This is a genomic window from Sphingobium abikonense NBRC 16140 (assembly GCF_001598335.1).
Classification (GTDB): domain Bacteria; phylum Pseudomonadota; class Alphaproteobacteria; order Sphingomonadales; family Sphingomonadaceae; genus Sphingobium; species Sphingobium abikonense.
Genome location: NZ_BCYT01000004.1, coordinates 47872 through 60553, shown reverse-complemented (window position 1 = coordinate 60553; position 12682 = coordinate 47872). Strand labels below are relative to the sequence as shown.

Genomic DNA, 12682 nt, shown 5'->3' with positions numbered 1-12682 from the left:
CGCATGGTTACGGTTTGGTAAGCCATGCGGTCTAGGGAATAGTGCGCATGTCGGGGCAATATTTCCAGTGGGCGCTGATGATCGCTCTTTGCGCGCTGCTGATCGCTGCGGCGATCACCGACATGCGCGCGCGCATCATTTCCAATCGCCTGAACCTGGCTGTCGCCTTGCTCGCGCCTCTGTGGTGGCTGGCATGCGGGCTGGACATCTGGCCGGGCATGGCAACCCAGCTGTTGCTTGGCCTGATCGTCTTCGCGCTGTTTGCTGCCTTGTTTGCGCTCGGCATGATGGGCGGGGGCGACGTCAAGCTGCTCGGCGCCCTGGCGCTGTGGTTTCCTTGGCAGGCGCTGCTGGCGCTGGTGATGCTGATGGCGGTGCTGGGCGGCGCGGTAACGCTTGTGGTCCTGATCCACCATCGGATCGCCAAAAAGCCGGGACAACCGGAGATTCCTTACGGTGTCGCCATATCACTCGCAGGATTGTGGGTAATTGGCGAACGATATCTTAACCAATTTGCGTGATGAGTGGGGCAATGGGGGCATGGCACCCGCTCGAGGGAGGCGTTTTTCGTCATGGATGCTAAGAAGATCGTGCTGCTTGTTGGCGCGCTGATCATAGCCGTTACAACAGCGCTGCTCGCGCGCAACATGCTGAGTTCGTCGAGCACGCCATCTGTCAATGCTGCGAATATGCCGGTCGAGCCCGATCAGCCGCATGTGCTGGTGGCCGTCAAGGCGTTGCCGGTGGGGACCATCCTCGATGCGGAAAGCTTCCGCTTCCAGCCCTGGCCCAAGGATCTGGTCGAGCAGGCCTATTATCTGCGCGGCCAGGCGGATCCGACCAAGCTGGCGGGCAGCGTCGTGCGCACCGCCATCACGGCCGGTCAGCCCTTGACGCAAGGCGCACTGGTGAAGCCCGGCGATCGTGGTTTCCTGGCGGCTGCACTGGCGCCGGGCATGCGCGCGGTCACGGTGCCGGTGTCGGCCCAAACCTCGGTTGCCGGCTTCGTCTTTCCAGGCGACCGCATCGACCTGGTCCTGACGCAAAGCGTGGCAGGCGGCGGCGATGGCGAACCGCTCAAGGTGTCGGAAACCATCCTTCGCAACCTGCGCGTGCTGGCGACCGATCAGCGGATGGATGCGCTTGGCCCTGACGGAAAACCCGTTGTCCAGACCTATTCCAACGTCACGCTGGAAGTCACACCCAAGATCGCCGAGAAAATCGCGGTGGCACAGACGGTAGGTTCACTGTCGATGTCGCTGCGGTCCATGGCGGACACGCCATCGGATCTGGACGCCGCCATCGCCGGCGCTGACGTCGACCTGCCCGAGGGCGCGAGTCCGGCCGCTGAAAAGGCCATCCTCGCCAAGCTCGCGGCGCGGCCGGTCGATCGGGGCAGCACCTATTCCACGGGCGCCGACGTATCACGCTATCAGCGCAGCTCCGTGCCCGCCAAGGCCGAGGCACCCGTGCCGCCCGCCATGGCCGCCAATGGCGCACCGGTCGGCACCGTCGCCTTCAAGGGGCCGACGATCCGCGTGGCGCGTGGCACCACAGTGACCGAAGTTCCGGTCGGGGGGAAGTAAGATGAAGCCTATGCACAAGCTTGCCGGTCCCGCGATCGCGATCGGCCTGGCGGTCGCCTGCGCCGCCGCACCCACCAGCGCGCTCAATGCCGCGACCTCCAGCATGCAGGACAATGCGATCCTCCTGTCCGTGGGCGGCAGCCGCGTCATCAACCTGCCGGCCAAGATGTCGGACGTGGTGATCGCCGACCCCGAAGTGGTCGACGTCCATGTCCGCTCGCAGAACCAGCTGTATCTGATCGCCAAGAAGGCGGGTGAAACCACGGTCTTCGCTACCGCTCCCAACGGCAAGGTGCTGTTTTCAGGCACCGTCCGGGTCGGCAACAACATCACCAGCATCGACGACATGCTGCGCATCGCCATGCCTGGCGCAAATATCGCCGTGAACACGATGAACGGCATGGTGCTGCTCACCGGCACGATCCAGGCGCCCGAGGATGCCGCCGAGGTCGAAAGGCTGACCCAGGCCTTTGTCGGCAAGGATGTGACGGTCGTCAGCCGGCTGCGCATGGCGACGCCCCTGCAGGTCATGCTCCAGGTCAAGATCGCCGAAGTCGCCAAGGATGTCGGCCACAAGATCGGCACCAATTTCGCGAGCATTGATCGAAGCGGCGGCAAGGTGGCTGGCAATGTCGGCGGCGGCCTGCGCGACTTCGCGCAATTCAACGCCGACAACAACACTTGGGAATTCACAAACCCGACCGATGGCGGCTACAGCCTGGGCGGCGTCGCCCGTATCCTGGGCATGGACATTGCCGGGGCGCTGGACCTTGCCGAATCGAGCGGGCTTGCTTCCACGCTGGCACAGCCCAACCTGACCGCATTGTCGGGCGAAACCGCCAGCTTCCTGGCAGGCGGCGAATATCCCTACACTGTTTCCAACGGGCTTCAGGGCAACAGCATCGAATTCAAGCAATATGGCGTGCAGCTGGCCTTCACGCCAACGGTGCTGGCCGATGGCCGCATTTCGCTGCGCGTCCGCCCGACTGTGTCCAGCCTCGACTTCTCGATCAACGCCAATGTGCCTGCGCTCAAGAGCCGCACAGCTGAAACGACGGTTGAGCTGGGTTCGGGGCAGGCCTTCATGATCGCGGGCCTGCTGAACAACGAAGCGTCGAACAACGTCAACAAGATCCCTGGTCTTGGCAACCTGCCGATCCTGGGCAGCCTGTTCAAGTCGCGCCAGTTCCAGCGCAATGAAACCGAGCTGGTCATCGTCGTCACCCCCTATCTGGTGAAGCCGATGAACGCGTCGGACGTGCGCCTGCCGACCGACGGCTATCGCAACGCCGACCTTGGCGAAGGCCTGTTCCTGCAACGCAGCCATAGCGGCACCAGCGGCGCGCGCCGCCCGATGCCCAGCCGCGCGCCCGGCGCTCCGATGCCGACACCCGGCCCGGAAGCATCGGCCGCATCGCCGCCGGTCGTCGCCCGCAAGGATGGCGATGCCGCTCCCGGCTTCAGTTTCTGACGGAAGGACCAAGGAAATGACCTCTCTGTCCCTCAAGACCCTGGGCGCCCTCGCCGTGCTGGCGCTGCCGTTGGCGGCCTGCACGTCCGACAGCTCCAATCGCGGCGTCGAATCGGTGCATCAGCCGGTGGTGAGCCACGCCGCCTATACCTTCGACGTGATGGCGGGGTCCGGCGATACGCTACCCCCGGCCGAAGCTGCACGCCTCAACGACTGGTTCGTGTCGATCGGCCTTGGCTATGGCGATCAGGTCGCCATTGTGAATGACGGCTATTATGGCCCGGCGCTGCGCGAAGGCATCGCCAATGTCGTGGCGCGCCACGGCCTGCTGGTCGGTGAGGACAGCTCGGCCGTTGCTGGTGCAGCGCCACAGGGGAGCATCCGCCTGATCGTGCGCCGCGCCACCGCCAGCGTGCCTGGCTGCCCCGACTGGAGCGCCAAGCAGGAAAGCGAAATGACGCTGGGCACCTCGTCGAACTTCGGCTGCGGCGTGAACAGCAATCTGGCCGCCATGGTCGCCAATCCGGAAGATCTGGTGCGCGGCCAGTCGAGCGACAGCGATCTGCGGACCGCGACGTCCAACCGCGCCATTTCCACCTATCGCGAAAAGGCGCCCACGGGCGCGGGTGATCTCAAGCAGCTTCAGGCGGGAGGCCAGCAATAACATGAACGCACCCTGGAAACCGGGCGGCGCCCTGCGCGATCCGTTTCATGCCTTTGTCTGCGACGATCACAGCTTCGACGTGCTGCGCGCTGTCGCCGCCGAAATGGGCTGGGCGCCTGAAAAGGTGAACAAGGGCGGCATGCGCAATGCCGTCCAGACATTGTCCATCACCGCCTCGCCGCAAATCCTGTTCGTCGACATGTCAGAGAGCGGCGATCCGCTCAATGACATCAACAGCCTGGCGGAAGTATGTGAACCCGGCACCGTAGTGATCGCGGCCGGTCAGGTGAACGACGTCCGCCTCTATCGCGATCTCGTCGCCAGCGGCATTCAGGATTATCTGCTGAAACCCTTTGGCGCTGACCAGCTGCGCGATGCGCTGGCACAAGCACAGGCCGTCTTCATGGCGCCGCGTGACACTGGCCCGGAACGGCCGCACTGCACCATGGCGGTCATCGGCACGCGCGGCGGCGTCGGCGCGTCCAGCATCGCCACCTCGCTCGCCTGGATGCTGTCGGACAAGAAGAAGCGGGCGACCGCCCTCTTGGACCTGGACGTGCATTTCGGCACCAACGCGCTGGCGCTGGACCTGGAACCGGGTCGCGGGCTGACCGACGCGATCGAAAATCCCAGCCGCATCGACGGCCTGTTCATTGAACGCGCGATGGTCCGTGCCAGCGACACGCTGGCGATCCTGTCCGCCGAGGCGCCGATCAGCCAGCCGATGCTGACCGATGGCGGCGCTTTCTATCAATTGCTGGAAGAATTCCACACCGCTTTTGAATGCAGCGTCATCGACCTGCCACGCGGCATGCTCATTCAGCATCCGCACCTGATGGGTGATGTGAACACCGCGCTGGTCGTGACCGAACTGACGCTGGCGGCCGCGCGCGATACTATTCGCATCCTGTCCTGGCTCAAGACCAATGCGCCCCAGGCGCGCGCGGTCGTCGTCGCCAACAAAGTGCAGACCGGATCGCCGGAAATCAGCCGCAAGGATTTCGAGCAGTCGATCGAGCGCAAGGTCGATATCCTGATCCCGTTCGACCTGCGCGTCGCATCGCAGGCGGCAAAGCTGGGCAAGACGCTGGCCGAAGTCGCCAAGGGTAGCAAGGTGGGCGCGGCCTGCACCGCATTGCTCAACGAAGCGCTGGGTTCCGAAGACAAGGACGGCGATGCGCGTCCGTCGGGCAAGGGCGAATCCCTGCTGAACAAGATCGACCTCAAGGGCATGTTGGCTGCGCGCCGCAAGGACAAGGTCGCGAGCGAAAACTGAGGAATGCGCGCCGCCCTTAGCCAAGGGCGGCCGATAGCGGACGGGGCGAATGCATGGACGGCAATGTCATCTTGATCGCGGTGCTGCTGGCAGCGATGCTGGGGATGGTGGCGATGGCCTTTGCCGGTCCGTCGCCCGAAAAGGCGCGCAAGCGCCGCGTCGCGACGATCCGCGGCCGCTATGGCGAATCAGCGGAAGCCTTGCTGGAGGCGCGCATGCGCCGGGCGATTTCCAATCGCCCTACCGGCGGCGAGGCCAAGATGCTGGTGTCCCTGGTTCCGAACCCGGACAATCTGGCCAAGCGCATCAAGATGACCGGCAAGAAGTGGACGCTCAGTCAGTATATGACGGCGTGCGCGATCATCTTCCTGCTGATTACCGCCCTGCTGGCACTGCGCGGATTTCCGTTTTTCTTCGCCCTGCTGGTGGGCGCGGCGGCTGGCCTGGGCTTGCCGCACTGGTGGGTCGGACGGCTGATCACCAAGCGAGTCAGCCAGTTCAATGCGAAATTTCCCGATGCGCTGGAATTGCTCACGCGCGGTCTGCGCTCGGGCCTGCCGATCGCCGAGACGCTGGGCGTGGTGTCGAATGAAATTCCCGGCCCGGTGGGCGAGGAATTCAAGCTTATCACCGAACGCATCAAGATCGGCCGGACAATGGAGCAGGCGCTTCAGGAAACCGCCGATCGGCTGGGCACGGCGGAATTCCAGTTTTTCGTCATCACCTTGTCGATCCAGCGCGAAACGGGCGGCAACCTGGCCGAAACCCTGTCGAACTTGGCCACCGTGCTGCGCCAGCGGTCGCAGATGAAGCTGAAGATCCGCGCCATGTCATCGGAGTCCAAGGCGTCGGCCTATATTATCGGCGTGCTGCCATTCCTGGTGTTCGGCATGATCTGCTACATCAACTTTGAATATATGAAGCCCTTTTTCACGCCTGATCCGGCAGGGATTTTCGGGCTGAGCACGATGCAGGTCATTGGCATCGGCGGCATGTGCTGGATGGGCATCGGCGCATTCATCATGGCCCAGATGATCAATTTCGAAATTTGATGGCGAGGCATTAGGATATGGAAGCCCCGACCCCCGCCGGCACATTGTTCGGCATGACCGCCACCGATTTCGGAACGCTGCTGGCTGGCCTGGCGACGCTCGCGGTATTGTTCGCGCTCTATGCCGTGATGACGGTGCGCGATCCCATGGCCAAGCGCGTCAAGGCGCTGAACGAACGGCGCGAACAGCTGAAGGCCGGCATCACAGCCTCAACCGCCAAGCGCCGCGCCAAGCTGGTCAAGACCAACCAGACGACGGACCATATGCGGTCCTTCCTCTCCAGCCTCAAGGTGCTGCAGGACGACCAGCTCAAGGATGTGCAGGTGCGCCTGGCGCAGGCCGGCATCCGGTCGAAGGATCTGGCGGTCGCGGTGATTTTCGGCCGGATGATCCTGCCGATCGTGATTGGCGGCATGGCGGCGATCCTGCTCTATGGCGTGGGCATCCTGCCTGAATGGGGCCCGATGAAGCGCTTCTTCGCCTTCGCGGTCGCGCTTCTCCTGTCTTACAAGGCGCCGGACCTGTTCATCGACAACAAGGTGCAGAAACGGTCGGCCGCCATCCGCAAGGGGCTGCCCGACGCGCTCGACCTGCTGGTCATCTGCGCCGAAGCGGGCCTGACCGTGGACGCCGCCTTCGCCCGCGTCGCCCGCGAACTGGGCAAGGCATACCCGGAACTGGGCGACGAATTTCACCTGACGGCGATTGAGCTCAGTTTCCTGACCGAACGGCGCATGGCGTTCGAAAATCTGGCGTCGCGCGTGAAGCTTGACGCCGTGAAGGGCGTCGTCACGACGATGATCCAGACGGAAAAATACGGGACGCCGCTTGCATCTGCGCTGCGCGTGCTGTCGGCCGAATTCCGCCATGAACGCATGATGCGGGCGGAGGAAAAGGCCGCGCGCCTGCCGGCCATCATGACCGTCCCGCTGATTCTCTTCATTCTGCCGACCCTGTTCGTCGTCATCCTGGGCCCGGCCGCCTGCTCGATCAGCGCCGCCTTCTAAGGCGCGCCGGTCGTGGCCGGATTGCCGTAGCGTCAGGCCGCGCCGTCGCCGGCTCACGGATAAAGCGCTGGCGCGACGCGATTTCCTCCCCTATTTTCCGCTAACGTAAAAGGAAAGAAGAGAGGATCGCATGTCCATCATTCGCACCATTGCCCCCCTCGCCGCACTGACGCTGGGCGCCTTCGCCGCGCTGCCCGCCCAGGCGGCGCAGCCGATCACGGGCCGCTGGTCCACCGTGGATGGCAAGGCGATCGTGGCCATCGCACCCTGCGGCAAGCAGATGTGCGGCCGGATCGAAAAGATCGTAAAGCCAACGCCCGGCCGCCCGCAAACCGATATCAAGAATCCCGACCCGGCGCTCCGGTCGAAGCCATTGGTGGGTCTGGCGCTGTTGTCCGGCTTTACGGATGAGGGCGACCTTTGGAAGGGTACGATCTACGACCCGGAAAGCGGCAAGAGCTACAGCAGCAAGGTCAGCCGCAACAAGGACGGCACGCTCAAGGTGCAGGGTTGCATCGCCTTCTTCTGCAAGACGCAGACCTGGACGCCCGTGCGCTGACAGCAGCGATCAGGAAAAGACGTTAGGCGCGATCAGCTGAGCCGGTCCGCCTCGACAGGAACGGTCTGTTGCGTCAAGGGCGACGGATGATCGGCCTTGTCGCTTCGCTTCTGTTCGTCCTCATCTGGTCCACCGGATTCATCGTCGCGCGGGCGGTCGTGCCCCATGGCGCGCCCGAACTGGTGCTGGCGATCCGGCTTGCCGCGACGACACTGCTGCTCGCCGGAGCGGCCGCCCTTGCCGGGCAAAGCTGGCCGCGCGGCCGGCGGCTGGGCCTGCATCTGGCCGCTGGCGCGATGCTGCACGGCCTCTATCTGACCGTCAGCTGGTGGGCGGTCAGCCGGGGTATGCCGGCCGGGATCATGTCGCTTCTTGGCGCGACCCAGCCGCTGATGGTCGCGGTAGCGAGCGTCGCGTTGCTGGGCGATCGCCTGCCGATGCGCAGCTGGCTTGGCCTTTTCATTGCCATCGTCGGTGTAGCCTGCGTCCTGATGCCCGCGATCGAGCGCAGCGGCGCGACCGCCGTTCCAGTGATTCCCGTGCTGGCCGGGCTGTTCGCCATCATCGCCATGACCGGGGGCACGCTCATCCAGCGCGGCCAGATTGCGGGGGACCCGATCCTGATGTCGGGTGCTGCGCAAAATCTGGGCGGGGCTATCGTCGCGGCCGCGGCAACGCTGATCGTTGGCGAATGGCGATGGGATAATGACCCGGTTCTGTGGATCGGCCTGGGGTGGTCCATATTCGGTCTGTCCGCCGCGGGCCTGAGCCTGCTGGTCTGGCTGGTCCGGCATCAGGGACCGACCGCCATGTCCATGCTCCTCCTCCTCGTTCCGCCGCTCGCCGCGATCGAGGCATGGGCCTTATTCGGCGAAAGACTCGGTCCCGTGCAGCTAGTCGGGTTCGTGCTGGCGCTGGGCGGCGTGCTACTCGGTCGATCACGCGCTCGGTCCAAGCCGAAAACGCCTGCCGCCTTGGTTGAACCGGCCTGACCGTCAACTTTGCGGTCGGGCTGGGAGCGGCTCATCAGCCTTCGCGCAGGCGTTCGTGATGGCGGATCACTTCGTCGATGATGAAACGCAGGAATTTCTCGGTGAAATCAGGATCCAGATTGGCGTCCGCCGCCAATTGCCGCAACCGCGCAATCTGCCGCTCCTCCCGGCCCGGATCGGCCGGCGGCAGGTCATGGGTCGCCTTATACTCGCCTACCGCCTGCGTCACCTTGAACCGTTCGGCGAGCATGAACACCAGCGCCGCGTCGATATTATCGATGCTTTCGCGATAGCGTTTCAACGTCTCGTCCATCTGGCGGCTCCTCCTGTCGGTCGCGGCGCTTTTTGCCGCTTGCGGGCCGGCGTGCAAGCTATTCCCGCTTGCCTTTGCGCTTTTGCACCGCCACATGATCGCGGTCATGACAGCACCTGCCCCCGGTAACGTCCATCCGATCGGCCGCGCGTCCAGCGCGCCGTCGCTCGACCCCATCATGAATCTGGTCGCCGATGGCATGAACCAGGTCAATGCCGTGATCCTGGATCGGATGCAGTCCCGCATCCCGTTGATCCCGGAACTGGCGGGGCATCTGATCGCCGGTGGCGGCAAGCGGCTGCGGCCGATGCTGACGCTCGCCTGCGCCGACCTTGTCGGCTATGCCGGTGCGCGTCATTACAAGCTGGCCGCCGCCGTCGAGTTCATTCACACCGCCACGCTTCTCCACGACGATGTCGTCGATGGGTCTGGTATGCGCCGGGGCCGCAAGACCGCCAATATCATCTGGGGCAACAGCGCCAGCGTGCTGGTCGGCGACTTTCTCTTTTCCCGTTCCTTCGAGCTGATGGTCGAAGCGGAATCGCTCAAGGTGCTCAAGATCCTGTCCGGCGCATCGGCCGTGATCGCCGAGGGAGAAGTCAATCAGCTGACGGCACAGCGCAAGATCGACACGAGCGAAGAGCAATATCTCGACATTATCGGCGCCAAGACCGCGGCCTTGTTCGCTGCCGCCTGTCGCATTTCCGCTGTCGTTGCCGACCGCAGCGAAGCCGAGGAGCAGGCGCTGGACGTCTATGGCCGTAACCTTGGCATCGCCTTCCAGCTGATCGACGATGCGATCGACTATGAATCGGACGAAGCGACGATGGGCAAGGATGCCGGCGACGATTTCCGCGACGGCAAGGTGACGTTGCCCGTCATCCTCGCCTATGCGCGGGGCAGCGAGGAGGATCGCACTTTCTGGAAAGCGGCGATCGCCGGGCATCGCGTCAGCGACGCCGATCTCGCTCACGCCACCGGCTTGCTGCGCCAGACCGGCGCTATTGCCGACACGCTGGCGCGCGCCCGTCACTATGGCCAGCGGGCGATCGACGCGCTGGGGATGTTCGATGCCGGCCGGGCCAAAGCGGCCCTTACCGAAGCCGTGGAATTTGCGATAGCAAGGGCCTATTGAACGGGCGCATTGCCGTTCGTTTCTTCCACCCTTCACGCGGATTCGTCCATCCATTTGGCCTGTCCGTCCCCGACAATCCCGTGCGACATGCTTGGCCCCTCCGAGCAATTTGCTGAACCGGACATGCCATGATCCTCTCCCCCGAAACGATAGCCTTCCTGGTCGCGGCCGCGTCGATGGCAGGGTGTATTGACGCCATGGCGGGCGGCGGAGGGCTCATCACCCTGCCCGCGCTGATGGCGGCCGGCATCCCACCGGTGCAGGCCGTGGCGACCAACAAGCTGCAAAGCTGCTTTGGCACGTTCGGCGCCTGCGTCGCCTATGCCCGGCGCGGGCATATGGACCTCAAAAGCTTCAAGGGGCCGGTGATCGCCGCATTCATCGGGTCGGTAGGCGGCGCGTGGCTGTTGCAACGGGTCGATCCGTCCATATTGGCCGGGCTGATGCCTGCACTGCTGGTCGCGATGGCGGCCTATTTCACCTTTTCGCCCAAACTGGGCGACGCCGACCGCCACGCCCGGATCGGCATAGCGGGATTGTCCGGCCTGATCGGCGTAATCGGCTTTTACGACGGCTTTTTCGGTCCCGGCGCTGGGGCGTTCTACACAACCATTTTCCTGGCGCTGGGCGGCCTGTCGATATTGCGCGCCACCGCGCAGACGAAGGCGGCGAATTTCGCCAGCAATATTGCTGGCCTGCTGACGATGCTGGCGGGCGGCCATGTCATCTGGATCGCCGGCCTTGCCATGGCATGCGGCAGCATCGTCGGCGGGCAGATCGGATCGCATCTGGCGATGCGCTTCGGATCGCGCCTCATCAAGCCGCTGCTTGTCCTGATGTCGCTCGCCCTGACGGCCAAGATGCTGCTCGACCCCAAAAACCCGATCCATCTCTATCTGTTCAGCTAAGCCTGCGCCTCACTGCACCTGCAATAGCGTAGCGACGCGCCGGCGAAGGTCGTCCACCGCGAAGGGCTTGGTCAGCACTTCCATGCCCGGCTCGATATGGCCGTGGTTCAGCACGGCATTTTCGGCATAGCCCGTGATGAACAGGATGCGCAGGTCGCCGCGCAATCGCCGCGCGGCGTCCGCCACCTGACGCCCATTGAGGCCGCCAGGAAGCCCGACGTCCGTCACCAACAGGTCGATCCGCGTCTCCGATTCCAGCAAGCGCAGGCCCGCCGGGCCATCGCCCGCCTCCAGGCAGCAAAAGCCCAACTCCGTCAGCGCATCGCTGACCAGCATCCGCACCGATGGCTCGTCATCGATAATGAGTACCGTTTCCCCGGCATCGACGGTCGCCGGCATATCCGCCGGCAGGATGACCTCTGCCTCTTCATCACCCAGATGGCGGGGCAAGTAGATGCACACCATCGTGCCCTGCCCGACTTCGGAATAGATGCGGACATGGCCATTGCTCTGGCGCGCGAAGCCATACACCATGGACAGGCCAAGGCCCGTCCCCTGTCCGATCGGCTTGGTGGTGAAGAAGGGGTCGAACACCCGGTCCAGCAGAGCTTTGTCGATGCCGGTGCCCGTATCGCTGACGCAGACCGTCACATATTGGCCGGCGGTCAGATTATGCTCCCGCGCGGTGCGGTCATCCAGCCAGCGGTTAGCGGTTTCGATCGTGATCTTGCCGCCATCGGGCATCGCGTCGCGCGCGTTGATGCACAGGTTAAGCAGCGCATTTTCGAGCTGATTGACGTCCACCATCGCCGGCCACAGGCCGCCGGCGGCAATCGTCTGCACCTCGATCTGCGGGCCGACCGTGCGCCGCACCAGTTCGGACAGGTCGCCCAGCATCCGGTTCACGACAATCGGCTTGGGTGACAATGTCTGCCGCCGCGAAAAGGCGAGTAGCCGATGGGTCAGTGCGGCCGCGCGCCGGGCCGCCCCCTGTCCCGCCGCCAGATATTTTTCGACGTCGCCCACCCGCCCCTGCGCCAGGCGCACGCTGATCATTTCGAACGCGCCGGTGATGCCGGCTAACAAATTGTTGAAATCATGGGCCAGCCCGCCGGTCAATTGACCCACCGCCTCCATTTTCTGCGCCTGCCGCAAGGCGAGTTCCACTTCTTCGCGCTCGGCCAGCGCCTCGGCGATGCGCGCTTCCAACGTCTCCTGCAATTCGCGCTGCGCGCGCTCCACTTGGATGCGATCGGTTATGTCCTTGAACAGCACGGCCACCTGCCGGCTTTCGAAAGGGCCAATGCGATAGCTGTGCACCTCCAGATGATGACCGGTCGCGACCAGCTCACGCTGAAACCGGATCGGCTTTCCGCTGTGGAGAACGCCGCCATAAAGCTCCACCCAGCCATCCGCCTCGTCCGGCACCATGTCGCGGACTTTCTGGCCCACGACATTGGCGATGCCGGCATGCCGTTCATAGGCGGCGTTGGCTTCGACATGAATATAGTCGCTCAAGGGACCATGTGGCCCGTCCAGAAATTCGATGATGCAAAAACCTTCATCCATCGATTCGAACAGGGTGCGATAGCGTTCCGCATTCCCCGTCAAATTGGGCATCGTCTCCACCACCTGTTCACTATCATATGCCGACTGATCGCGCGTTCAATTGAACCCGTGCCGCTGCAACGTTCCCGCACGCAACTCTTTCCTTGGCCT

General features: G+C 64.0%; 13 protein-coding genes. 11 read left to right on the top strand and 2 right to left on the bottom strand.

Annotated elements, in window-relative coordinates; genetic code table 11:
* Positions 1-47: 47 nt before the first annotated feature.
* From SAB01S_RS05845 to SAB01S_RS05805, 9 genes are all read left to right on the top strand, one after another.
* Positions 48-521, top strand: coding sequence for an A24 family peptidase (locus tag SAB01S_RS05845; RefSeq protein ID WP_062732171.1), 474 nt, complete (start codon positions 48-50; stop codon positions 519-521).
* Positions 522-572: 51 nt separating this feature from the next.
* Positions 573-1586: a Flp pilus assembly protein CpaB gene (gene cpaB / locus SAB01S_RS05840; protein WP_062732170.1), complete on the top strand. Its 1014-nt coding sequence runs from the start codon at positions 573-575 to the stop codon at positions 1584-1586.
* A gap of 10 nt (positions 1587-1596) precedes the next feature.
* Positions 1597-3057: a type II and III secretion system protein family protein gene (locus tag SAB01S_RS05835; RefSeq protein ID WP_174525625.1), complete on the top strand. Its 1461-nt coding sequence runs from the start codon at positions 1597-1599 to the stop codon at positions 3055-3057.
* Positions 3058-3073: 16 nt separating this feature from the next.
* Positions 3074-3721 (top strand): CpaD family pilus assembly protein, encoded by a 648-nt coding sequence (locus tag SAB01S_RS05830; protein ID WP_062732168.1) that lies wholly within the window; start codon positions 3074-3076, stop codon positions 3719-3721.
* Between the two features lies 1 nt (position 3722).
* A complete protein-coding gene (locus tag SAB01S_RS05825) occupies positions 3723-4997 on the top strand; it encodes a pilus assembly protein CpaE (protein WP_062732167.1) in 1275 nt (424 codons plus the stop codon).
* A 53-nt stretch (positions 4998-5050) separates the two neighbouring features.
* Positions 5051-6049 carry a type II secretion system F family protein gene (locus SAB01S_RS05820; RefSeq protein WP_062732166.1) on the top strand — a complete coding sequence of 333 codons (999 nt, stop codon included), beginning with the start codon at positions 5051-5053 and terminating at the stop codon, positions 6047-6049.
* 17 nt (positions 6050-6066) lie between these two features.
* On the top strand, positions 6067-7056 hold the full coding sequence (locus tag SAB01S_RS05815; protein WP_021227026.1) for a type II secretion system F family protein: 990 nt from the start codon (positions 6067-6069) through the stop codon (positions 7054-7056).
* 130 nt (positions 7057-7186) lie between these two features.
* The gene (locus tag SAB01S_RS05810; RefSeq protein WP_062732165.1) at positions 7187-7615 is read left to right on the top strand and encodes a DUF2147 domain-containing protein; all 429 of its coding nucleotides are present in this window, start codon (positions 7187-7189) and stop codon (positions 7613-7615) included.
* A gap of 86 nt (positions 7616-7701) precedes the next feature.
* Positions 7702-8607 carry a DMT family transporter gene (locus SAB01S_RS05805; protein ID WP_062732164.1) on the top strand — a complete coding sequence of 302 codons (906 nt, stop codon included), beginning with the start codon at positions 7702-7704 and terminating at the stop codon, positions 8605-8607.
* 34 nt (positions 8608-8641) lie between these two features.
* On the opposite strand, the gene SAB01S_RS05800 is transcribed toward SAB01S_RS05805, so the two are convergent.
* The gene (locus SAB01S_RS05800) at positions 8642-8920 is read right to left on the bottom strand and encodes a chorismate mutase (RefSeq protein ID WP_021227030.1); all 279 of its coding nucleotides are present in this window, start codon (positions 8918-8920) and stop codon (positions 8642-8644) included.
* A gap of 106 nt (positions 8921-9026) precedes the next feature.
* Here SAB01S_RS05800 and SAB01S_RS05795 point away from each other — a divergent pair, with 106 nt between their 5' ends.
* Both SAB01S_RS05795 and SAB01S_RS05790 read left to right on the top strand, forming a co-directional pair.
* The gene (locus SAB01S_RS05795) at positions 9027-10055 is read left to right on the top strand and encodes a polyprenyl synthetase family protein (RefSeq protein ID WP_062732356.1); all 1029 of its coding nucleotides are present in this window, start codon (positions 9027-9029) and stop codon (positions 10053-10055) included.
* A gap of 128 nt (positions 10056-10183) precedes the next feature.
* Entirely contained in the window at positions 10184-10963 is a 780-nt protein-coding gene (locus SAB01S_RS05790; protein WP_062732163.1) for a TSUP family transporter, read from the top strand.
* Positions 10964-10972: 9 nt separating this feature from the next.
* Here SAB01S_RS05790 and SAB01S_RS05785 read toward each other — a convergent pair whose 3' ends face one another.
* Positions 10973-12583 carry an ATP-binding protein gene (locus SAB01S_RS05785; protein ID WP_062732355.1) on the bottom strand — a complete coding sequence of 537 codons (1611 nt, stop codon included), beginning with the start codon at positions 12581-12583 and terminating at the stop codon, positions 10973-10975.
* Positions 12584-12682: the final 99 nt, after the last annotated feature.

What these genes read in the sequence shown, in the direction of transcription:
- SAB01S_RS05805 (WP_062732164.1), top strand. Translation starts at nt 7,702, where the DNA reads ATGATCGGCCTTGTCGCTTCGCTTCTGTTCGTCCTCATCTGGTCCACC.
- SAB01S_RS05845 (WP_062732171.1), top strand. Translation starts at nt 48, where the DNA reads ATGTCGGGGCAATATTTCCAGTGGGCGCTGATGATCGCTCTTTGCGCG.
- SAB01S_RS05810 (WP_062732165.1), top strand. Translation starts at nt 7,187, where the DNA reads ATGTCCATCATTCGCACCATTGCCCCCCTCGCCGCACTGACGCTGGGC.
- SAB01S_RS05790 (WP_062732163.1), top strand. Translation starts at nt 10,184, where the DNA reads ATGATCCTCTCCCCCGAAACGATAGCCTTCCTGGTCGCGGCCGCGTCG.
- SAB01S_RS05815 (WP_021227026.1), top strand. Translation starts at nt 6,067, where the DNA reads ATGGAAGCCCCGACCCCCGCCGGCACATTGTTCGGCATGACCGCCACC.
- SAB01S_RS05835 (WP_174525625.1), top strand. Translation starts at nt 1,597, where the DNA reads ATGCACAAGCTTGCCGGTCCCGCGATCGCGATCGGCCTGGCGGTCGCC.
- SAB01S_RS05795 (WP_062732356.1), top strand. Translation starts at nt 9,027, where the DNA reads ATGACAGCACCTGCCCCCGGTAACGTCCATCCGATCGGCCGCGCGTCC.
- SAB01S_RS05820 (WP_062732166.1), top strand. Translation starts at nt 5,051, where the DNA reads ATGGACGGCAATGTCATCTTGATCGCGGTGCTGCTGGCAGCGATGCTG.
- SAB01S_RS05800 (WP_021227030.1), bottom strand. Translation starts at nt 8,920, where the DNA reads ATGGACGAGACGTTGAAACGCTATCGCGAAAGCATCGATAATATCGAC.
- SAB01S_RS05825 (WP_062732167.1), top strand. Translation starts at nt 3,723, where the DNA reads ATGAACGCACCCTGGAAACCGGGCGGCGCCCTGCGCGATCCGTTTCAT.
- cpaB (WP_062732170.1), top strand. Translation starts at nt 573, where the DNA reads ATGGATGCTAAGAAGATCGTGCTGCTTGTTGGCGCGCTGATCATAGCC.
- SAB01S_RS05785 (WP_062732355.1), bottom strand. Translation starts at nt 12,583, where the DNA reads ATGCCCAATTTGACGGGGAATGCGGAACGCTATCGCACCCTGTTCGAA.
- SAB01S_RS05830 (WP_062732168.1), top strand. Translation starts at nt 3,074, where the DNA reads ATGACCTCTCTGTCCCTCAAGACCCTGGGCGCCCTCGCCGTGCTGGCG.